The sequence below is a fragment of the Pseudomonas wayambapalatensis genome, from assembly GCF_049942315.1.
Classification (GTDB): domain Bacteria; phylum Pseudomonadota; class Gammaproteobacteria; order Pseudomonadales; family Pseudomonadaceae; genus Aquipseudomonas; species Aquipseudomonas wayambapalatensis.
Map to the genome: position 1 here is coordinate 1 of NZ_JBNFMU010000169.1, position 21859 is coordinate 21859.

At 61.6% G+C, this 21859-nt stretch carries 17 protein-coding genes; 6 read left to right on the forward strand and 11 right to left on the reverse strand.

The features are described from left to right. The 4 genes from ACPZMI_RS11170 to ACPZMI_RS11185 all read left to right on the forward strand — a co-directional run. Positions 1-811: CmpA/NrtA family ABC transporter substrate-binding protein (locus ACPZMI_RS11170; RefSeq protein ID WP_426352235.1), on the forward strand; the 811-nt coding region annotated here is incomplete at its 5' end. Between the two features lie 11 nt (positions 812-822). Beyond that, the gene (locus tag ACPZMI_RS11175) at positions 823-1398 is read left to right on the forward strand and encodes an ANTAR domain-containing response regulator (protein WP_186666708.1); all 576 of its coding nucleotides are present in this window, start codon (positions 823-825) and stop codon (positions 1396-1398) included. Positions 1399-1579: 181 nt separating this feature from the next. Beyond that, a complete protein-coding gene (locus tag ACPZMI_RS11180) occupies positions 1580-2791 on the forward strand; it encodes a nitrate/nitrite transporter (RefSeq protein ID WP_426352236.1) in 1212 nt (403 codons plus the stop codon). Positions 2792-2795: 4 nt separating this feature from the next. After that, a complete protein-coding gene (locus tag ACPZMI_RS11185) occupies positions 2796-4466 on the forward strand; it encodes a bifunctional protein-serine/threonine kinase/phosphatase (protein WP_426352237.1) in 1671 nt (556 codons plus the stop codon). 137 nt (positions 4467-4603) lie between these two features. Here the strand turns inward: ACPZMI_RS11185 and ACPZMI_RS11190 are convergent, their stop codons facing one another. The 8 genes from ACPZMI_RS11190 to ppsA form a co-directional block, all read right to left on the reverse strand. Beyond that, positions 4604-5641, reverse strand: a complete 1038-nt coding sequence (locus tag ACPZMI_RS11190; protein ID WP_186666711.1) for an OmpA family protein — start codon at positions 5639-5641, stop codon at positions 4604-4606. Between the two features lie 110 nt (positions 5642-5751). Continuing rightward, entirely contained in the window at positions 5752-6318 is a 567-nt protein-coding gene (sigX, locus tag ACPZMI_RS11195; protein ID WP_054892468.1) for an RNA polymerase sigma factor SigX, read from the reverse strand. Between the two features lie 113 nt (positions 6319-6431). Then, entirely contained in the window at positions 6432-7256 is an 825-nt protein-coding gene (locus ACPZMI_RS11200; RefSeq protein ID WP_054892469.1) for a mechanosensitive ion channel family protein, read from the reverse strand. Between the two features lie 2 nt (positions 7257-7258). Next, positions 7259-7513 carry a hypothetical protein gene (locus ACPZMI_RS11205; RefSeq protein ID WP_054892470.1) on the reverse strand — a complete coding sequence of 85 codons (255 nt, stop codon included), beginning with the start codon at positions 7511-7513 and terminating at the stop codon, positions 7259-7261. Between the two features lie 98 nt (positions 7514-7611). Continuing rightward, positions 7612-8607 carry a zinc transporter ZntB gene (locus ACPZMI_RS11210; RefSeq protein WP_426352238.1) on the reverse strand — a complete coding sequence of 332 codons (996 nt, stop codon included), beginning with the start codon at positions 8605-8607 and terminating at the stop codon, positions 7612-7614. Between the two features lie 27 nt (positions 8608-8634). Further along, positions 8635-9126 (reverse strand): ribonuclease E activity regulator RraA, encoded by a 492-nt coding sequence (rraA, locus tag ACPZMI_RS11215; protein WP_054892472.1) that lies wholly within the window; start codon positions 9124-9126, stop codon positions 8635-8637. A gap of 190 nt (positions 9127-9316) precedes the next feature. Continuing rightward, positions 9317-10279, reverse strand: a complete 963-nt coding sequence (locus ACPZMI_RS11220; RefSeq protein ID WP_186666714.1) for an alpha/beta fold hydrolase — start codon at positions 10277-10279, stop codon at positions 9317-9319. 169 nt (positions 10280-10448) lie between these two features. Beyond that, positions 10449-12824, reverse strand: coding sequence for a phosphoenolpyruvate synthase (gene ppsA, locus ACPZMI_RS11225; protein WP_054892474.1), 2376 nt, complete (start codon positions 12822-12824; stop codon positions 10449-10451). 181 nt (positions 12825-13005) lie between these two features. On the opposite strand from ppsA, the gene ppsR reads away from it, so the two are divergent. Beyond that, complete coding sequence (gene ppsR / locus ACPZMI_RS11230) at positions 13006-13824, forward strand: posphoenolpyruvate synthetase regulatory kinase/phosphorylase PpsR (protein WP_054892475.1); 819 nt, start codon at positions 13006-13008, stop codon at positions 13822-13824. A gap of 66 nt (positions 13825-13890) precedes the next feature. Here the strand turns inward: ppsR and ACPZMI_RS11235 are convergent, their stop codons facing one another. Then, positions 13891-18756 (reverse strand): NAD-glutamate dehydrogenase, encoded by a 4866-nt coding sequence (locus ACPZMI_RS11235; protein ID WP_186666715.1) that lies wholly within the window; start codon positions 18754-18756, stop codon positions 13891-13893. A 331-nt stretch (positions 18757-19087) separates the two neighbouring features. On the opposite strand from ACPZMI_RS11235, the gene ACPZMI_RS11240 reads away from it, so the two are divergent. Further along, a complete protein-coding gene (locus tag ACPZMI_RS11240; RefSeq protein WP_063543983.1) occupies positions 19088-19441 on the forward strand; it encodes a hypothetical protein in 354 nt (117 codons plus the stop codon). A 122-nt stretch (positions 19442-19563) separates the two neighbouring features. Here ACPZMI_RS11240 and ACPZMI_RS11245 read toward each other — a convergent pair whose 3' ends face one another. Next, complete coding sequence (locus ACPZMI_RS11245) at positions 19564-19956, reverse strand: DUF2846 domain-containing protein (protein ID WP_186667000.1); 393 nt, start codon at positions 19954-19956, stop codon at positions 19564-19566. 203 nt (positions 19957-20159) lie between these two features. Further along, positions 20160-20729, reverse strand: coding sequence for a hypothetical protein (locus tag ACPZMI_RS11250; RefSeq protein ID WP_426352239.1), 570 nt, complete (start codon positions 20727-20729; stop codon positions 20160-20162). Positions 20730-21859 lie beyond the last annotated feature (1130 nt).

Consider the following 21859-nt stretch of genomic DNA (forward strand, 5'->3'; position numbering starts at 1 on the left):
TGGCGCACGCCTGACCTTCGCCCAGATGTTTCCCACCGGCACCCATGCCGTGTGGTTGTACTATTGGCTGGCCAGCCAGGGCATCCACCCGCTGCACGATGTCGACAGCGTGGTGGTGCCACCGGCACAGATGGTCGCGCACCTGCAGGCCGGGCGCATTGACGGCTTCTGTGCTGGCGAACCCTGGTCGGCAGACGCCGTGGCACAGGACCAGGGCTTCACCCTGGCCACCAGTCAATCGATCTGGCCGGACCATCCGGAAAAGGTCCTGGCCAGCACCCGCGCCTTCGTCGAGCACTACCCCAACAGCGCCCGCGCGCTGGTCAAGGCGATACTCGCCGCCAGCCGCTTCATCGAGCAAAGCCCGGAAAATCGCCGGGGCACGGCGCAACTGCTCAGCGGCAGGGCCTACCTGGATACGCCAGCCAGCAACATCGAGCCGCGCCTGCTCGGCGACTACCACGACGGGCTGGGCAATCGATGGCAGGATCGTCACGCCCTGCGCGTGCATGACCAAGGTCGGGCGAACCTGCCCTATCTGTCCGACGGCATGTGGTTCATGACCCAATTCCGCCGCTGGGGCCTGCTGCGCGAGGACCCGGACTACCTGGCAGTGGCCTCTCGCGTACAGCAACTGACGCTTTACCGCGAAGCAGCCCAGGCCGTGGGCGTGTCCTGCGCCGACGCACCGATGCGCAGCAGCCTGCTGATCGACGGCATCCGCTGGGACGGCAGCGATCCCCATGCCTATGCCCGCAGTTTCCGCCTGCACGCTCTGGATGATGCCCCGCACGTGCGGGTTGGTTCGTGAAGGTGGCCACCATGCTGCGTGTTCTGCTGATCGATGATACCGAGAAGAAGGTTGGCCGCCTCAAGGCCGCCTTGATCGAATCCGGCTTCGATGTGATCGAGGCGCCGGGGCTGACCATCGACCTGCCCAGCTGCGTCGAAACGGTGCGTCCGGATGTTGTGCTGATCGATACCGAGTCACCGGGTCGCGATGTGATGGAGCAGGTGGTGCTGGTCAGCCGGGATCAGCCACGGCCAATCGTACTGTTTACCGACGAGCATGATCCGGGGGTGATGCGCCAGGCGATCCAGGCCGGCGTCAGCGCCTACATCGTCGAAGGCATCCATGCGGCGCGCCTGCAGCCGATTCTCGACGTGGCCATGGCTCGCTTCGAGAGCGACCAGGCGCTCAAGGCGCAACTGCTGGCTCGCGACCAGCAACTGGCCGAACGCAAGCGCATCGAACAGGCCAAGGGCCTGCTGATGAAGATGAAAGACTGCAATGAAGAGCAGGCCTACACCCTGATGCGTCGCCAGGCCATGAGCCGCCAGCAGAAGTTGATTCAGGTGGCCGAGCAGATCATCGCCATGTCCGAAATGCTTGGCTGAGTCGATGTTGGCCCGGCTCTTGCTCAGCCAATACCACAGGTAGCCAACGGCGGTTGCCACATCATCCCGACAAAGACGTCGCTCTCCCCTCCACCCTGGTGGATCGGGTAGCGACGTCTTTTTCGTTTCCGCCCTGCGCAGGCAGGGCACGACAACCGTTGCAAGCTGCGCGAGGTGTTCAATGAATACGAGCTTCTGGAAATCCGGGCATGTGCCTACGCTGTTTGCCGCCTTCCTCTACTTCGACCTGAGCTTCATGGTCTGGTACCTGCTGGGTCCCTTGGCGGTGCAGATCTCCGCCGACCTGCAACTGAGTGCGCAGCAACGGGGCCTGATGGTCGCAACGCCCATTCTGGCCGGTGCCGTATTGCGCTTTATCATGGGCATGCTGGTCGACCGCCTGTCACCCAAGACTGCCGGCCTGATTGGGCAGGTGGTCGTGATCGTCGCCCTGGCCTGTGCCTGGTTCATGGGCGTTCACAGTTACGAACAAGCGTTGCTGCTGGGCGTGTTCCTCGGCGTCGCAGGCGCCTCGTTCGCCGTGTCGCTGCCGTTGGCGTCGCAGTGGTACCCGCCCCAGCACCAAGGCAAGGCCATGGGCATCGCCGGTGCGGGCAACTCCGGGACGGTGTTCGCCGCCCTGCTCGCCCCGGTGCTGGCCGCAAGCTTTGGCTGGAACAACGTGTTCGGTTTCGCCGTCATCCCGCTGTTGATCACCCTCGTGGCCTTTGCACTGCTGGCACGCAATGCCCCGCAGCGCCCCAAGCCCAAGGCCATGGCCGACTATTTCAAGGCCTTGGGCGACCGTGACAGCTGGTGGTTCATGTTTTTCTACAGTGTCACCTTCGGTGGATTCATCGGCCTGGCCAGCGCCCTGCCGGGCTACTTCAGCGACCAGTATGGCCTGAGCCCGATCACCGCAGGCTACTACACGGCAGCCTGCGTGTTCGCCGGCAGCCTCATGCGTCCGCTGGGTGGTGCCCTCGCCGACCGTTTCGGTGGCATCCGCACCTTGCTCGGGATGTACAGTGTGGCAGCGGTGTGCATCGCTGCAGTCGGCTTCAACCTGCCCAGCGCCGCAGCAGCCCTGGCCCTGTTCGTCAGCGCCATGCTTGGCCTGGGCGCTGGCAATGGCGCGGTGTTCCAGTTGGTGCCGCAACGCTTCCGCCAGGAAATCGGTGTCATGACCGGCCTGATCGGCATGGCCGGTGGCATCGGCGGCTTCCTGCTGGCGGCAGGCCTGGGTGCAATCAAGCAGCACACCGGCGACTATCAACTTGGCCTGTGGCTGTTCGCCAGCCTGGGGTTGCTGGCCTGGTTCGGCCTGTATGGGGTCAAGCGTCGCTGGCGCACCACCTGGGGTTCGGCTGCCGTGACGGCCGCGCGGGTCTGACCCCGTGAGCTTGCAACTGGCGTTCGCCCAGGCCAGCGCCACCGGCCCGCGCCCGGAAAACCAGGACGCTCTGCGCCTGGTCACCCCGGCTGCAGAGCTGGCCGCCAGCAAGGGCTACCTGTTCGCCCTCGCCGATGGCGTCAGCCAGTGCGCCGATGGTGGCCTGGCGGCCAGGGCCAGCCTGCAGGCCTTGGCACTGGACTACTATTCCACTCCCGCCACCTGGGGTGTGGCCCAGGCCCTGGATCGCCTGCTGCTGGCGCAGAACCGCTGGCTGCGCGCCCAGGGCAACGGCCAGCCGCTGCTGACCACGCTGACCGCCCTGGTGCTGCGCGGCAAGCGGTTCACCCTCGCCCATGTCGGCGACTGCCGCGCCTACCGCTGGCACGACGGTCGCCTGTCGTGCCTGAGCGATGACCATGTCTGGGACCAGCCAGGAATGCATCATGTGCTCAAGCGCGCCTTGGGTCTGGACCAGCACCTGTTGGTCGATTACCGGGAAGGCGAACTGCAGCCGGGCGAGTGCTTCGTGCTGCTCAGCGATGGTGTCTGGTCGAGCCTGAGCGATCAGCAGATCCAGTCGATCCTGCGCGAGCAGCCTGACCTGCAGGTGGCCGCCGATACTCTGGTCGCCAGCGCGCACCTTTGCGGCAGCCAGGACAACGCCAGCGCGTTGCTGGTCAGGGTCGAACAGCCGGGCTCGGCGAATCTGGGCGATACCCTTGCGCAGTTGCAGGAATGGCCGATACCGAACGCCCTGCGGACGGGCCAGCGCATCGATGGCTGGTGTGTCGAAGGGCTGCTCGCCCAGAGCCGGCAATCACTGCTCTACCGGGTCAAGGATACCCAGGGCCAGGCATGGCTGCTCAAGACCCTTCCACCGGCGCGCGAAACCGATCAGGGCGCTGCTCAGCGGCTGCTGCTCGAAGAGTGGTTTCTGCGCCGGGTCGCTGGCCGACACTTCCCTGAGGTGCATGCCGCCAGCCAGCGCCAGCACCTGTACTACCTCATGCGCCAGTATCCGGGCCAGACGCTTGCCAGCCTGTTCGCCGAACATGGGCCCTTGCCACTGCCCCAATGGCTGGAGCTGACACGCCAACTGCTGCAGGCAGTGGGCGTGCTGCACCGGCGCAACCTGCTGCACCGCGACATCAAGCCGGAAAACCTGCATCTAGGGGCGGATGGCCAACTACGCGTGCTGGATTTCGGCCTGGCGTACTGCCCGGGCCTGTCAGAGGATCAGCCGCACGATCTGCCCGGCACCCCCTCGTTCATTGCCCCGGAAGCCTTCGATGGCGAGCCGCCGACAGCCCGCCAGGATCTCTACGCCGCTGGCGTGACGTTGTACTACCTGCTGACCGGGCACTACCCCTACGGTGAAATCGAGGCGTTCCAGCGCCCACGCTTCAGTACGCCGGTCAATGCTGCGCGCTATCGCCCCGACCTGCCTGAATGGTTGCAGCGTAGCCTGGAAAAGGCTGTCTCGGTGGACCCTGCACAACGTTTCGAGACCGCCGAACAATGGTTGCTGCTGCTCGAACGCGGTGACCGCCAGGAGTTGGCCATGCGCCCTCGTCCCCTGCTGGAGCGCGAGCCGCTGAAAGTCTGGCGAACCTTGGCGCTGCTGTCGATGGTGTTGAACCTGGTGCTGCTGTACATCGTGCTTAAAGGGTAAGCCTGGGCGGGATTCTTCGCGGGCAAGCCCGCTCCTACAAAAGCAGGGCACCGAGGTGCAGGCCCGTTTGGCATACCCAAATTCCAGGCAAAGAAAAACCCGGCCGAGGCCGGGTTTTTCGTGAAGCATCAAACCAATTACTTGGCCTGGGCTTCTACCTGAGCTTCTACGCGACGGTTAACGGCGCGGCCAGCTTCGGTGGCGTTGTCAGCAACTGGACGGGTCTCACCGTAGCCAACCGAGTCAACACGGTTGGATTCGATGCCGTACTGCTGGGTCAGAACCTGCTTGACAGCATTGGCACGACGCTCGGACAGCTTCTGGTTGTAAGCGTCTGGACCTACGGAGTCAGTGTGACCTTCAACCACGGTGGTGGTTTGTGGGTACTGCTTCATGAAGTCAGCCAGGTTCTTGATGTCGCCGTAGCTGTTAGGCTTGACGACCGACTTGTCGAAGTCGAACTTCACGTCCAGCTCAACGCGGACGTTTTCAGCGGCAGCCGGGCAGCCGTCGGCGTCAACGGTGACGTTGGCCGGGGTGTCAGGGCACTTGTCGACGTTGTCGCAGACGCCGTCGTTGTCGCTGTCGGTGCAGACTTCGGCAACCGGAGCAGGAGCAGGAGCTGCGGACTGCTTCGGGCTACCGCCGAAGTTCAGGCCAACGCCGACGCTCGGTGCCCACTCGGTGTCACCTTTGTCGATGTTGTACTGGGCTTCAACGCCGGCACGGGCGTAGAACATGTCGGTGATGTACCACTTGGCGCCAGCGCCAACGTTGGCGAAGGTGGAGTGGTCACGACCGCCACGGCCGGTCTGGCCCAGCGACTGGTGGGAGAAACCAGCCGAAACGTACGGACGGATAGCGTCGTATGGGTTGTTGAAGTGGTAAACGGCATCCAGGGCAGTGTTCGAGCCCTTGATGTTCTTGCCGTCGTCGCCACGAGCGTTGTGAACTTCGTCGTAGCCCAGACGCAGTTCAACGTCGTCGGTCAGGAAGTAACCGATCGAGCCGCCGAACAGGTTGCCGTCGTTCTTGAAGTCGCGCTGGCTGTCGAAGAACTCCTTCTTGTAGAAGATCTCGGTTTCGACGGCGCCTTGGCCTTGTGCCATAGCGCCAATCGAGGTGGCGGCTACGAGCGAACCAATGGCCAAGCCCAAGGTGTTTTTCAATTTCATCCGTTAAATCCCCATCTGGTGATAGTTAAGCCGCCCCACCAAAAACCGGGGGACAACTCGACGGCAAGTCTAGCAGACCTTGCCGATTCGTTTGAGCCATTTGCGTAGGACTAAGTTTCAGCCGAGTCCGCAAATTTCTCACGAAGCTTGTCGAGCGCACGCTTGTAACGCATTTTCGTGGCGCTCAGGCCCATGTGCATGATGTCGGCGATCTCCTGAAACTCCAGCTCTGCGACAAAACGTAGCACCAGAATTTCCCGGTCGATCGGGTTCACATACACCAGCCATTTATCCAGCCCGCCTTTTTCTTCCGGTTTCGGAGCCTTGTCCTCGGACGCCTCTTCGACGGGGTCCAGGCTCAGGGCATCCATCAACCTTCTCTTGCGACGCTCCTTGCGGTACTGGGTGATACATTCGTTGTAGGTGATGCTGTAGAGCCAGGTCTTGAACTTCGATTTGCCCTCGAAATTCTTCAGGCCGTACAACACTTTCAGCATGACCTCCTGACAGACATCGTCAGCATCCCGATCGTTCCCCAGATAACGTGCACAGACGTTGAACAGGGTCCGTTGGTAGCGCCGCATGAGCTCCTCATAGGCGCGGGTAACATGAAACAGCTCCTCATGCGAACGCGCCACCAACTCCTCGTCGGTGAGCTCGCGGGGGTCGTAACGCATGGGCGGCGAATAGACTTTATTCAAAACGGATCTGGCCGACAGTCAGGTCAATGTCGCCGCTCAGCCCCTGGGGCCGATTTTTGCGGCGGCATACATTAACAGCTTTTGTGCGGTTAGCGGCTATTGACACGCTGCTCAAGCAGCACACGATTAGACAGCGACACTAGTTCGCCGTCATCGGTCAGCAGCGTCGTCTTGACCGTTCCGATCTCTTCGATATGCCCTTCGACCTCTCCAATCCGCACCTGCTGGCCGACCTGATACAACTCGCGCACGTAGATCCCGGCAAGGATCTGCCCGGCGATTTCCCGGCTGCCCAGGCCCATTGCCAGGGCCACGGCCAGACCAACGGTAATCAGCCCGATGACGATCACATGGTTGAGCAGGTCGGTCTTGACCTCGAGCTGGCTGATCGCCACCGAGATCGCGATGATGATGACCAGCCCCTGGGCGATGCGCCCGACGCCCGCTGCGTACTCCAGGCCGATGCCTTCGGCAGCGCCGCGCACCAGGCCGTTGACCAGCTGTGCCAGCAATACGCCGGCCAGCAGTACCAGCGCCGCGCCAAACACCTTGGGCAGGTACAGGGCAAGCATGTCGAGGGTGGCGGAGACCCGCTCCAGGCCCAGCGATTCTGCGGCCGAAACCAGGAAGATCAGCAGGATGAACCAGTAGACGATCTTGCCGATCAGCGTCGAGATCGGTACCTGGATACCGACCCGGCCGAGCATCTTGGTCAGCCCGGTCCCGCTCATCAGGCGGTCGAGGCCGAACTTGGCGAGCAGCTTGGACAGCAGTGTGTCGAGCAGCTTGGCCACCACGAAACCGAGCAGCACCACGACCAGCGCGCCGAACAGGTTGGGGATGAAGTTCGCCACCTTGGTCCAAAGGGCAGTCATGGCGGTGACCAGGCTCTGGGTCCAGAGATCGAGTTCCATATTCAATCGGCCTTATCAGCTTTCTGTCTGCCTGCGGCAGGGGTACGGCGCACCGGCGCGACATGCGCCGAGCCATTGTTGACAGCGATCAGCAGCGCCTGGCTCCAGCGGCCCAGCAGGCTGAACAGATCGCCCGCGCCAACCTGACGGTTGGCGGTTTTGAGCACGCGCCCCAGGCAGGCGTCGTCGTCTCGGTCATGGCCGGACGGCGACGCCTTGAGCAGGTCGCGCAGGGATTCTTCAAACGGATCGTGCATGGGCACCTCGCGTGATGTCAGTCAAAGACGAAGGCTCTGGCCGACGGGTCACACAGGGATATGGGACGAATGTTTCAAAATACATACGTGATCGTCGCTCAGACCCAGCGCAACTTGCGCAACAACCACCATTGCCCTGCGGCCAGGCCCAACACCACCAGGCAGGCGAACAGGAAGCCATAGGGGTTCTCGGCCCCCGGAATACCACCGACATTGATGCCGAGCAGGCCGGTGATGAAGCTCATCGGCAGGAAGATGCAGGTGATGATGCCGAAGCGGTACATGGTCCGGTTCATCCGCTCGCTGCGCCGCCGGTCCTCGCCTTCCAGCACCAGCGCAGCGCGCTCTCGCGCCAGTTCCAGCTCCTCGAGATAACGGATCAGGCTGTTGTTCAGCTCGTTCCAGTAATCGGCGTCGGCGTCGGCGAACCAGCTCCACTTGTTGCGCGAAAGCTGGGCATAGATATCACGCTGTGGCGCCAGGAAGCGACGCAGCCCGGCGGCACGACGGCGGATCTGCTGCAGATTGCCCTGGGCCGGACTATACCGTTCGTCGGATTCTACCTTCTCTTCCTCGAGATCGACCGCTTCGGACAGGTCGCTGACCAGTGCCTGGACCTTTTCGGTCAACAGTTCACCCATCAGCAACAGCAACTCGGAGGCCGATTTCGGCCCCCTGCCCTCATCCAGTTGCTGCAGGATCTCGTCGCTCGCGCGCAAAGGCCTCAGGCGCAGCGAAATGACGCGACGCGCTTCGGCGAAGATGCGCACCGAAACCATGTCTTCCGGCTCTGCGCCAGGGTTGAGGTTGACCCCGCGCAAAAACAGCAGCAACTGCTCGTTGGCCAGCGGCAGCAGGCGTGGGCGAGTGTTCTCCTCGAGCAGCAGATCGCAGGCGAACTCGCTCAGGCCGCTGTCGTGCAGCAGCCAGGTGCGGGTTTGCGGATGACTGCGATCCCAGTGCAGCCAGAGGCTCTCTTGCGCCTGCAATTGCAGGTTGTCCAACTCGGTACGGGCAATGGTGCGCGCGCCGCCCTTGCCGTCGAGCACCAGGGCATGGACCAGCCCCCACTGCGCGTTGTCTTCCTCGAACATCAATGCTCCATCAGCGCGCGCGGCGCATCACTCCGGCATCTTCAGGGGGCTTGGCGAGACGATCACGCCATTGTTGTCGGCGTAGATGTATTCGCCGGGACGGAAGGTGACGCCGGCAAAGCTGACCACCACGTCGAGGTCGCCAATACCGCGCTTGTCGGTCTTCATCGGATGGCTGGCCAGGGCCTGCACGCCGACATCGGTCTGCACCAGCACATCCACGTCACGCACACAGCCGTAGATCACCAGGCCTTCCCAGCCATTTTTCGCTGCTTTCTCGGCGAGCATGTCGCCCAGCAGCGCACGGCGCAGCGATCCGCCGCCATCGACCACCAGGACCTTGCCCTTGCCGTCGAGCTCGACCTGCTCCTTGACCAGAGAGTTGTCTTCGAAGCACTTGATGGTGACGATCTGGCCGCCGAAAGAGTCGCGGCCGCCGAAATTGCTGAACATCGGCTCCAGCACCTGGACCAGGTCCGGGTAGGCGTCGCACAGGTCGGGCGTTACGTAATGCTGCATGGGAAGCTCCTGTCAGTCACAACGAAAGCGGGTATCGGGCAAGGCTACACCCTGAAGGCCATTGCAGTCATCCGCGAGTTCGGTGGTGCGGCATTCGCGGGCAAGCCCGCTCCTACAGGCCTCCCACAACCCTGGAGAACCGGCCACTGACAGCATGTGGGAGCGGGCTTGCCCGCGAATGGTCGCTCATTCAACCTTCTTGAACGGGCGCCTGGGGATCGCTCAACCAGCGCGCCACCAGCGGCCAGACCTGCGCCTGCGCGGCCTTGCTCACCAGCATGTCGACATGCCCAAAGGCCTCGAAGCCTTCTTCACGGCCCAGGCGCAGGAACTGCTTGCACTCGCCGCCCCACTGTTCGAACAGTTTGCGACAGGCCCATACCGGATCCTGGAAATCTGCCGCGCCAGCCACTGCCAGCAGCGGCGCCTCGACCTGCGACAGCCCAGCCCACCAATCCTGGCCCTTGACCCCGAAACGCCCGAACAGCCCATGCCAGCGCAGGCTTTCCAGCGCCAGCCCGATCGGTTCGTCTTCCGGCCCACGCTTGAGGCGCGGCCCGGAGAGCTGTGCGAAGCGCTTGACCAGCAGACGTGCGCCCCAGGCAACCGGTGGCACTTTCAGCGGCCAGTACACACGACTGACCTGAGTGCCGAACAAGGCCACGCTGGCCACGCAGGCGCTGTTCAGGTAGCCGCCGCCGAGCGCCGCCACCAGTGTGGTGCCACCCAGTGAATGGCCAATCCAGTGCGGTGCCTGCCCTGCCATTTCCTGGACAAAGGCCCCGATCACCGGCAGATCGAAACGCGCATAGTCCGCCACGGTGTTCTGCCGCCACTGGCGGTTGCGCGGCGACAGCCCGTGGCCACGCATTTCCGGGATCCACACATCGAAACCGGCACGCGCCAGGAACGCCCCCAGGCCAATGCCCTTGGGCGAATACCAGAAGCGGCGGTTGGAGAAACTGCCATGCAGGAGGATCACCGGCACGCCCGGAGTGGAAGGCTGATCGGCCAGCCCGAGGCGGGTCAGCGCCAGCTCGACACTGGCGTCGGGGCTGTTGCCGGCCTTGATTCGGTAGACATCTTCGCTGAGGTCGCCACGGCGCTCGGCACTGAGCAGGGCCACGGGAAAAAGGGTGCTGCTGCTTTGCATGGATTCACAGAATGAAAAGGGGAAACAGGATGGGGAAACTGCGACGCTGAATTTGGGGCTTCAGCGCATTCGCGGGCAAACCCGCTGCCACCGAACCCGGTGGCAGCGGGTTTGCCCGCGAAGAGGCAGATGCACGGAGCGCGTCAGGACGCGCCCCGCGCGTGATGCATCAGGCTGCGCCCTGACCTTCGGCCAGGAAGAACCAGGTTTCGAGTACCGAGTCCGGGTTCAGCGACACGCTCTCGATGCCCTGCTCCATCAACCACTTGGCGAGGTCAGGGTGGTCCGAAGGGCCCTGGCCGCAGATGCCGATGTACTTGCCCGCCTTGTTGCACGCGGCGATGGCATTGGCCAGCAGCTTCTTGACCGCAGGATTTCGCTCGTCGAACAGGTGGGCGATGATCCCCGAGTCGCGGTCCAGACCCAGGGTGAGCTGGGTCAGGTCGTTGGAGCCGATCGAGAAGCCATCGAAGTACTCCAGGAACTCTTCGGCGAGGATGGCGTTGGACGGCAGTTCGCACATCATGATCACGCGAAGGCCATTGTCGCCACGGGCCAGGCCGTTCTCGGCGAGCAGGTCGACGACCTGGCTGGCTTCGCCCAGGGTGCGCACGAACGGCACCATGATCTCGACGTTGGTCAGGCCCATCTCGTTGCGCACGCGCTTGAGGGCGCGGCACTCGAGCTCGAAGCAGTCACGGAACGACTCGCTGATATAGCGCGAGGCACCGCGGAAGCCCAGCATCGGGTTTTCTTCTTCCGGCTCGTAGAGCTTGCCACCGATCAGGTTGGCGTACTCGTTGGACTTGAAGTCCGACAGGCGCACGATCACCTTTTTCGGGTAGAAGGCTGCGGCCAGGGTGCTGATGCCCTCGACCAGCTTCTCGACATAGAAGCCCACCGGGTCGCTGTAGCCAGCGATGCGCTTGTCGACGCTCTCTTTCAGCTCAGGCGGCAGACCCGCGTAGTTGAGCAGTGCCTTGGGGTGCACGCCGATCATGCGGTTGATGATGAACTCAAGGCGCGCCAGGCCCACACCCGCGTTGGGCAGTTGGGCGAAGTCGAAGGCGCGGTCGGGGTTGCCGACGTTCATCATGATCTTGAACGGCAGCTCCGGCATGGCATCCACCGAGTTCTGCTTGACGTCGAAGCCCAGCTCGCCCTCGAAGATGAAGCCGGTGTCGCCTTCGGCACAGGAAACAGTCACGCCCTGGCCATCCTTGAGCACTTGCGTCGCGTTGCCGCAACCGACCACGGCCGGGATACCCAGCTCACGGGCGATGATCGCGGCGTGGCAGGTACGGCCACCGCGGTTGGTGACGATGGCGCTGGCGCGCTTCATGACCGGTTCCCAGTCCGGGTCGGTCATGTCGGAAACCAGTACGTCGCCTGGCTGCACCTTGTCCATTTCGGACACATCGTGGATCACGCGGACCTTGCCAGCGCCGATACGCTGGCCAATGGCGCGACCTTCGACCAGTACCGTGCCCTTCTCTTTAAGCAGGTAGCGCTCCATGACATTGGCGCTGGCGCGGCTCTTCACGGTCTCGGGGCGAGCCTGCACGATGTACAGCTTGCCGTCGTCACCGTCCTTGGCCCATTCGATGTCCATCGGGCGCTGATAGTGCTGCTCGATGATCATTGCCTGCTTGGCCAGTTCGTTGACCTCGGCGTCGCTGAGGCAGAAGCGCGCACGCTCGGCACGGTCGACCTCGACGGTCTTGACCGAACGACCGGCCTTGGCTTCGTCGCCGTAGACCATCTTGATCGCCTTGCTGCCCAGGTTGCGACGCAGGATGGCCGGGCGGCCTGCCTGCAGGGTGTTCTTGTGCACGTAGAATTCGTCAGGGTTGACCGCACCCTGCACGACGGTTTCGCCCAGGCCGTAGGCGCCGGTGATGAACACCACGTCGCGGAAGCCCGACTCGGTGTCGAGGGTGAACATGACGCCAGCGGTGCCGGTTTCCGAACGCACCATGCGCTGCACGCCGGCCGACAGGGCGACCAGCTTGTGGTCGAAGCCCTGGTGCACGCGGTAGGAAATGGCGCGGTCGTTGAACAGCGAGGCGAACACTTCCTTGGCCGCGCGGATCACGTTGTCGACGCCACGGATATTGAGGAAAGTTTCCTGCTGGCCGGCGAACGAGGCATCCGGCAAGTCTTCGGCGGTCGCCGAAGAACGCACGGCCACGGCCATGTTGTCGTTGCCGGCAGCCATTTCGGCGAAGGCGGTGCGGATTTCGGCGTCCAGGCGCGCCGGGAAATCGGCCTCCATCACCCACTGGCGAATCTGTGCGCCGGTCTTGGCCAGGGCGTTGACGTCATCGACGTCCAGCGCATCGAGCGCGGCGTGGATGCGGTCGTTCAAACCACTTTGTTCGAGAAAGTCGCGATACGCCTGAGCCGTAGTGGCAAAGCCGCCCGGCACCGATACGCCGGCACCGGCAAGATTACTGATCATCTCGCCCAGGGATGCGTTCTTGCCCCCCACATGCTCCACATCATGGACGCCGAGCTTATCGAGGGAAACTACGTACTCTACCAAGGTGATCTCTCCACTAACTGTATTGGAAAAGCTCAAGGGCGCCCGCCTGTCGACGCTGCGGCTGGGCCGGGACGCTTGTGGCCTGGACCTGGAAAATAAGTGAGAATGCCGAACGACCGCGTTCGGCAAACCGAACCTATCATATCCAGAAACATTCGGCAGCTTAAGGCCTCAGGTGCAAATGAAACGATCCGCGTTCTTCATCTCCGACGGTACCGGCATCACGGCCGAAACACTGGGCCAAAGCCTGCTGGCGCAGTTCGAAAGCATTCCCTTCGCCAAATTCACCCGCCCCTACATCGATACGCTCGACAAGGCGCGTGCCATGGTCCAGCAGATCAATGCCGCGGCCGAGCGCGACGGTGTGCGCCCCATTATCTTCGATACCATCGTCAACCAGGACATCCGCGAGGTCATGGCCACGTCCAATGGCTTCATGATCGACATCTTTTCGACGTTTTTATCCCCACTCGAGCAGGAATTGACTGCCCATTCGTCGTATTCCGTGGGCAAATCGCACTCGATCGGCGGCAACTCCAACTACATGGAGCGCATCGAGGCGGTCAACTTCGCCCTGGACAACGACGATGGTGCGCGCACCCATTACTACGACAAGGCCGACCTGATCCTGGTGGGCGTGTCGCGCTGCGGCAAGACGCCGACCTGCCTGTACATGGCCATGCAGTTCGGTATCCGCGCCGCCAACTACCCGCTGACCGAAGACGACATGGAGCGCCTGCAGTTGCCGGCCGTGCTGAAAAAGCACCATAACAAGCTGTTCGGCCTGACCATCGACCCCGACCGCCTGACCGCCATTCGCCACGAACGCAAACCCAACAGCCGCTATTCGAGCTTTGCCCAGTGCGAATTCGAGGTGCGCGAGGTGGAGAACCTGTTCCGCCGGGAGAACATTCCCAACATCAACTCCACGCATTTTTCGGTGGAGGAGATTTCGGCGAAGATCCTCGTGGAGAAAGGCGTGGAGCGGCGGTTCAAGTAGGGCCGCTGAAGACGAATAAAAAACCCCCGGCATCACTGCCGGGGTTTTTTCATTTCAGTGCCAAGGTCAGGACGGAATCACCACCGACTGCCCACTCAGCGCCAGGTCGACCAGCTCGCGGTTGGCCACCGCGTACATCGCATAGTCGGTGCCCGTGGCGTTGCGCAGGTCGTCGAGCATGGCGCGCCAGCGCTCGACCATTACCCGGTGCTGCTCGGCCCACAGGGCCACACGGGCATCCATGTCGTCCGGTGCATCAGCCATCTGCAACACGGAAATGGTGATCGCGCGCTGCTGCAGGTCGATATCGTCGCGGAACGCCTCGCGGGCCAGGGCCTGCCAGTTGTTCTCCACCGGCAGGTTGCTGATTTCCTGCAGGTACCAGGTCAGGTCCAGCGCGCTGCCCACGGCGAAGAACGCCTTGGCCACCTGCGCCGGATCGTGGCCGGTCACATCCGAGGCCTCGATGATCGGCAACAGGGTGTACAGGTGAGTGGTGCCTGCCACCATGCGTGCCAGCAACTCCGGCACCCCGGCTTCGACGAAGCCCTGGTAGCGCACCTGCCAGCGTTCGCGGGTCGGCCCTTCCAGCAGTTCGTCGAGCTTGAGCCCCAGTTGCGCGATCTTCGGCCCGAAATGAGCGGTGTCACGACCAGCATCCTGCTCGTTGCGACGGCTGCGCAGGAACCAGCGGGTGGCACGCCGCCCAAGGCGCATCAGCTCGTCCATCAGGGTCAACTGGATCTCGGCCGGCACCTGGTAGTCCAGGGCCTCGATCTGGCGGAACCAATGCGGCAGGTGGAAGATGTCGCGCACGATCACGTAGGCACCGGCAACGTTGGCCGGGCTCATGCCGGTGGACTCCTTCAGGCGCTGCACGAAGGTGATGCCCATGTTGTTGACCAGGTCGTTGGCGATCTGGTTGCTGACGATCTCGCGCTTGAGGCGGTGACGGCGCATGGCCTCGGCGAACTTGCTGACCAGCGACGGCGGGAACGCCGTCTCCATGTCACGGGTCAGGTAGTCGTCGTCCGGCACCAGCGACTTGAGCAGTTGCTCCTTGAGATCGATCTTGCTGTACGAGATCAGCACCGACAGCTCGGCACGGGTCAGGCCCTGGCCGGCGGCAAGACGTTCGGCCAGTTGCTCTTCGGTCGGCAGGAACTCGATGGCGCGGTCCAGCTTGCCCCGCGACTCAAGGTCGGCCATCAGGCGCTTGTACTCGGCGATCCGCTCGCGGGCGCGACGGGCCGCCAGCGACAGGGCCTGGGTCTGCTTGTAGTTGTTACCCAGCACCAGCGAGGAGACTTCCTCGGTCATGCTGCCCAGCAGCTGGTTGCGCTGCTTCTCGGTCATGTCACCAGCCTGCACCACTTCGTTGAGCAGGATCTTGATGTTGACCTCGTGGTCGGAGCAGTCCACGCCACCGGCGTTGTCGATGAAGTCGGTGTTGGTGGCGCCGCCATGCAGGCCGAACTCGACGCGACCGAGCTGGGTCATGCCCAGGTTGCCGCCCTCGCCCACCACCTTGCAGCGCAGCTCGTTGCCGTTGACGCGCAGGGCGTCGTTGGCCTTGTCGCCGACGTCGGCATGGCTCTCGCTGCTGGCCTTGACGTAGGTGCCGATACCGCCATTCCACAGCAGGTCGACCGGCGCCTGCAGCAGTGCGTGCAGCAGTTCGGTCGGGGTCAGGCGATCAGCTTCGATGGCGAAGCGTTCCTTCATCTGCGGACTGATGGCGATGCTCTTGGCGCTACGCGGGAAAATCCCGCCGCCTTCGGACATGATCGCGCTGTTGTAGTCGGTCCAGGCCGAGCGCGGCAGCTCGAACAGACGCTTGCGCTCGGCGAAGCTGGTTGCCGGGTCCGGATTCGGGTCGACGAAGATGTGCAGGTGGTTGAACGCGGCCACCAGTTGCAGCTTGTCGGACATCAGCAGACCGTTGCCGAACACGTCGCCGGCCATGTCGCCGATGCCAACCACGGTGATCGGGTCTTCCTGCACGTTGATGCCGCGCTCACGGAAGTGGCGCTGCACGCCCACCCAGGCACCACGAGCGGTGATGCCCATGCCTTTGTGGTCGTAGCCAGCCGAACCACCGGAGGCGAAGGCATCGCCGAGCCAGAAGCCGTAGTCGTTGGCGATGCCGTTGGCGATGTCGGAAAAGGTCGCGGTGCCTTTGTCTGCGGCCACCACCAGGTAGGGGTCGTCGTCGTCATGACGCACCACGTTGGCTGGCGGCACCACGCCACCGTCCTTGAGGTTGTCGGTGATGTCGAGCAGGCCACTGATGAAGATGCGGTAGCAGGCGATACCCTCGGCGGCGATTTCATCTCGGCCACCACCCAGCGGCAGGCGACGCGGCAGGAAACCACCCTTGGCGCCGACCGGCACGATTACCGAGTTCTTCACCTGCTGCGCCTTGACCAGGCCCAGCACCTCGGTACGGAAGTCTTCCTCGCGGTCCGACCAGCGCAGGCCGCCACGGGCGACGTTGCCGAAGCGCAGGTGCACGCCCTCGACCCGTGGCGAATAGACGAAGATCTCGAATTTCGGTACGGGCTTGGGCAGCTCGGGAATCAGGCGCGGGTTGAACTTGAAGCTGAAGTACGACTTGTTCTGGCCAGCGGCGTCGGGCTGGTAGAAGTTGGTACGCAGCGTGGCCTTGATCAGGTCCAGGTAACGACGCAGGATACGGTCCTCGTTGAGCACCTGAACATCGTCCAGGGCGGTGAGGATTGCCTGCTCCAGGCGCTGCTGCTTGTCGTCCAGGTCATCCTGGCCGAGCTTGCGCGCGAGGTAGAAGCGGGTCTTGAACAACCGGGTCAGCTCGCGGGCGATGTCGGTGTGGTTGTTCAGGGTGCTGGCGATATAGCCCAGATCGAAGCCCAGGCGGATCTGCTTCATGTAGCGGGCGTAGGCGCGCAGCAACGCCACATCGCGCCATGGCAGGCCGGCGGTGAGCACCAGGCGGTTGAAGGCGTCGTTCTCGGCGTCGCCCTTGACGATGTGGATGAAGGCGTCCTGCAGCGTGTCGTTGAGCTGCTGCAGGTCCAGGCTCAGGCCTTCGCTGTAGGTGAAGGCGAAGTCGTGAATCCAGAACTCGCGGCCGTTGGCATGGCGCAGGCGGTAGGGGAATTCACCCAGCACACGCAGACCGAGGTTCTCCAGGATAGGCAGCACGTCGGACAGCGCCAGCGGCGTGTCGGCGTGATACAGCTTGCAGTGCAGCTGGCGCTCGCCCAGTTGGGTGAGTGGCTGGTAGAAGCTCATGGCCAGCGGCTTGGCTTCGGACAACGCCAGCACGTGCTGCATGTCCACCACCGCAGAATGCGCGGCGAAGCGCTCGCGGTAACCAGCCGGGAAGCCCTTGGGGAAGTCGGCGAGGATGTTGGTGCCCTGGGCTTCGCCGAAGTTCTCCACCACCAGCGCGGAGAAGTCGTCCTGCCACGAACGGCAGGCCTGGATCACTTCGTTTTCCAGCTGCTGCGGGTCGATGTCGATGCGGTTCTTCGGGTCGACCCGCAGGATCAACTGCACACGTGCCAGCACCGACTCGGAGAAGAAGGTCCAGAACTCACAGTCGGTAGCCTTCAGGCGCTCCATCAAGACCTGCTGGATCTTCTGGCGCACTTCGGTGGAGTAGATTTCACGCGGCACGTAGGCCAGGCAGTAGCAGAAGCGGCCGTACGGGTCCTTGCGCAGGAACACACGGATCTTGTTGCGTTCCTGGATCTGCACGATCGACATGGCGGTGTTGAACAGCTCGTCGATCGGGGTCTGGAACAGGTCGTCACGCGGCAGCACTTCGAGCACCTGCGTGAGTTCCTTGCCCAGGTGCGCCTTGGGGTCGAAGTGCGAGCGGCGCTCGATCTCGGCGACTTTCCCGCGGATGTACGGGATGGTGTACACGCTTTCGCCGTACACCGTCGAGGTGTACAGGCCCATGAAGCGGCATTCCTTGATGACCTTGCCATCGGCATCGATCTGGCGGATCGACACGTAGTCCGGGTAGGCCGGACGGTGCACGCGGCTTGGTTGCGAAGCCTTGGCGAACGACAGCAGGCGCGGCTCGCGCAGGTAGCTGACGGCGTAGTCCTCGATGCGCAGGTCTTCATTGCTCAGGCCGCTGCGCAGCACGCGCGGCAGGCCGAGGAAGGACGATTCGTCGTAGACCAGGCTGCCACCGGCAGCGTCGGACTCGACCACGAACTCTTCGTAGCCGAGGAAGGTGAAGTGGTTGTCCAGCAGCCAGGTGAGGAAGCTCTGCACCTCGGCCTTGTCGTTCTGCGCTGGGCCGAAGGCGTTTTCGCCAACCAGCGCCAGCAGGTCGCGGACCTTGGCCTTCATCGGGTCGAAGTCGGCAACGACGACGCGCACATCGGCCAGTACCAGCTCCAGCTCGCGGGTCAGGCTGGTCAGCTCGGCGGCATTGGCGCAGCGGTCGATCTCCAGGTACATCAGCGACTCGTGGCTGACGCCTTCACCCTGGGTGCCCTTGGGCAGCAATTCGAGCAACTCGCCCTTCGGCCCGCGGCGGGCGCTGAGCACGGTGGTCTGCAGGGTGTGGATGCTGTAGCCGCGGCGGTTGAGTTCAGTGCGTACCGAGTCGACCAGGAACGGCAGGTCATGGTGCAGGACTTCGACCACGGTGTGCGTGGACTGCCAGCCGTGGCGTTCGTAGTCAGGGTTGTAGACCCGCACCTGCGCAGTGCTCGGGTCGAAGCGCTCGATGGTGCGCCAGGCAGAGAGGGTGCAGCCGGCCAGGTCGGACAGACGACGCTGGGTGAGTTCGTCCAGAGAGATGATGCCGAAGAACTGTTCGGCGAACAGCGCCACTTGTGGCAGGGACTGCTCGCTGATGTGCTGCGCCAGGGCCGCCTGCAGTTGATGCTGGAAGTCGGCTTTGCTGGCTGCGGTGAAAAACGCCATCTGTGGTACTCCGCTTGGGCTTTGTTATAGGTGAAGCGTCGTGTACGTGCGCCATGTACGGATCAACGATAGCCAACCCGTAGCAGGAAGACGGTAAAACCAAGGCGTAGGACGCTTCCTTCGCGTCCATGTTCCAGGGATGGGCAGCTGCAAAGACGACTGCCGGTGGCTGTGTCTTTACGGTTGTCCATCAACTGGGCAGCTTAACGACTGAGCGGTCATCCCGGCTTGCAGCGCTGCGACATATTCGGTCAAAGGGCGGTAACATTGCGTTTATGCGCAAGGCCTAGACTGGCACAATCGCATTTCATTTCCTTGAACCGAGCTGCCCATGCAACTGAAAACCGCCCTGCTCTTCGCCACCCCGTGCGATGACGAGGAAGACAACATGGCGACCCTGTGCTGCCACAGCGACAAGGGCCAGATGTTCCTGCTCACCCGCTATCCGGACGAAGACACCGTCGACCTGACGCTCGATGACGAGCCTTCGACGCTGGACGGGCTGAAAGTGACCTTGAGTGCCGAGCGCCTGCTGATCGAGGTTTCACCGGGGGATCGGGATGCGCTCAGGGGTGATGAATCGTTGGAGATCCTGCTCACGTCGGCCGGAAGCGATCTGGAGGAAGTGGCGCTGACGCTGCGCAATATTCTCGAGGGAACGGGGACGTTCGTTTCCGAGATCTGAGACGGCGCTCCCGTTGCGGGTTAGCCCGCCCAGGGGCAGGGACGCATCGACAGCGCACACAACAAAGGCGACTCAAGGGTCGCCTTTGTGTACTTGCCGATCAACGCATGGATCGACAGTGCTTACTTGCTTTCCTTCGCGAGAGTGCCCAGCGATGCATCCTTGACCAGGTAGCGGCCTTCAAGGTCGCTCAGCACTTTGAGGCTGTTGCGCGCCATCAGCACGCCGACTTCGACTTCCTGCTTGAGGTAGATGACCTCACCGGCCTTCGCATTCACGGTCATCTCGGCCCAGTTCTCGGCCTTGGAGCTGATCACGTGGGTGCCCGGGGTCACGTAGAAGTAGATGTATTGATTGCCACGGTTGTAGCCCATTTCCGACTCGGCTTCCTTGTTATCGAGGAAGACGTTGAAACGCACCATCATCCCGGCGTTGCTCGGGCGAACGACGTAGACCAGGGCCTTGTCGGCTACCGCAGCCTTGGGCAGCGAGTAGTTGGCGACCTCCGCCTGCATCTTGTCCGCCGAGGGGGTGGAGGCGCAGCCGTAAAGCAGCGCAATGGAGAGTACGGCGGTGGCTCTGAGGAGGGTCTTGATCACAAAGGCTTCCTTGCTTACGAAAGGGTGGTAGGGGCGGAATAGCGGCGGCGATATTAATTCGCCATCATCTTGACGTCAACCTGCTGCCGTGGCGGCTGACCCGCTACACTTTGAAAACGCTAATTCTTAATGCGCGTTTTTTCTCTACTACCAAGTGCTTCCATGTAAGCAGCCTTCAACGCAAGACTTACCACATGCAATGCTTCAGCCTTCAGATAAGCTAAATCCTGAGCAACCATCGCCTGGCCTGAGCCTTTCAATTTCACACGAGACTCTCCAACATATTTGGCACCCTCGACATAGACCGAGACACTGGCTTCGCACGCATAATAATCCGGACTATTCCAAGTCTTGACAAAAATGCGATTGATCTCAACGCGAGTTTTTATTTTCGCATCATCATCAGAGCCGATAGCTCGCTTGGTAAAATCGATCCAGTCAGTGACTGGAACACTGGCAAAACCTTCATACAAACCCCCATTGTAGTTCGCAGCATGCCACACTACCTTGCTGCTCTCAGAACACTGAGAGCAGCGCTCAACGCTGGAAACTCCGATTATCGATGAATTAATTTTTTTGTTCTTTATTGCAACCAATTCAGAATCGGCCGTATAAGGGGAAAAATGCAGTTGATTTGTGACGCAGCCACTCAAAAGAAAAAACAAACCCAGAAATATACTAACTCTCACCAACAACACTCCTTTCAGCCACTCAAAAAATCACCACCTCTCGTTCGGGCACTATTTCGACATTTAATTCCCACCACCCCATTTGAAATATGAAGCAAGGCATATCCCAAACCAGACAGGTACCGCATAGGCCAGAAAGCCAGGAAACACACCGAAAATATCAGACCAACCGAAAAACCACGTGTCATATTTGAAATATAAGGCTATCGCCCCTAAAAAATTTGATCCGACCCCTCCGAAGAAAAACAAAATAATCAAATAAATTAAAAGTAGCACATAAGCTTGAAACCTCGACTTGGGCTTCATTACTAGCTATCTCCTATTAACCCTATCTTGTCACCCGTAGCTTCGGAAGTCTGAGGACCCATAGCGAGTTAGGTCATTGCTGAATTCTTGGCCGATGTTGCTAAGGAAACTCTACATTAACCGAGACACGATGACTGTCCCCATTCGCCCACAGAGAGCTTTCAGCAGATTTAGCTAAAGCACGCATGAGACATACCTCTAACTTTTTTCCTCTTTATCTCCGGGAGCTTTACGTTCTTTATATGACTTTAGCCGAGGCAGCCCCCATATCCCTACCGTAGCAAACACTGTGTAGATTAAAGCCCCAGGAATTAGCCGTAGAATCTCAGAGCATTCAAGCACCCAACGGCCCATCTTAAAGAAGTTTATTGTCACCCCTAAAATCACCCCACTAACACTAACCAGCATAAACATTAAAAAACAATAGAAAAACAGCAACAGAAAAGCTTGCAAACTTGACTTCGGCCTAATCATTCACCAACTCCTAAAGGCTCCACTTCCCCTCCGGTGACGTCGAAGCAACAGATCCAGACAAATCATTTCCCACATCAACTGAGGTCCCGAAATATAGCTACCTAGACGCTACCTGCCCAGTTCTGAAACCCACTACCCCGACCAGAACCGAGCCCAGAAGTGAATACGTTGGATCCTCGCCCTTGATCAAGCCTCCAAGCAAGACCCGCCCGCGCCAATTCGATTGAACTATCCAGATCACAAAATTTCATAATCAGCCGTCATAAAAATCAACGCCCGCGACCACCCCTCATATATGACAAAACACAAATGCCAACCCCAACCGGAACTGCATATGCAATCGCACCGGG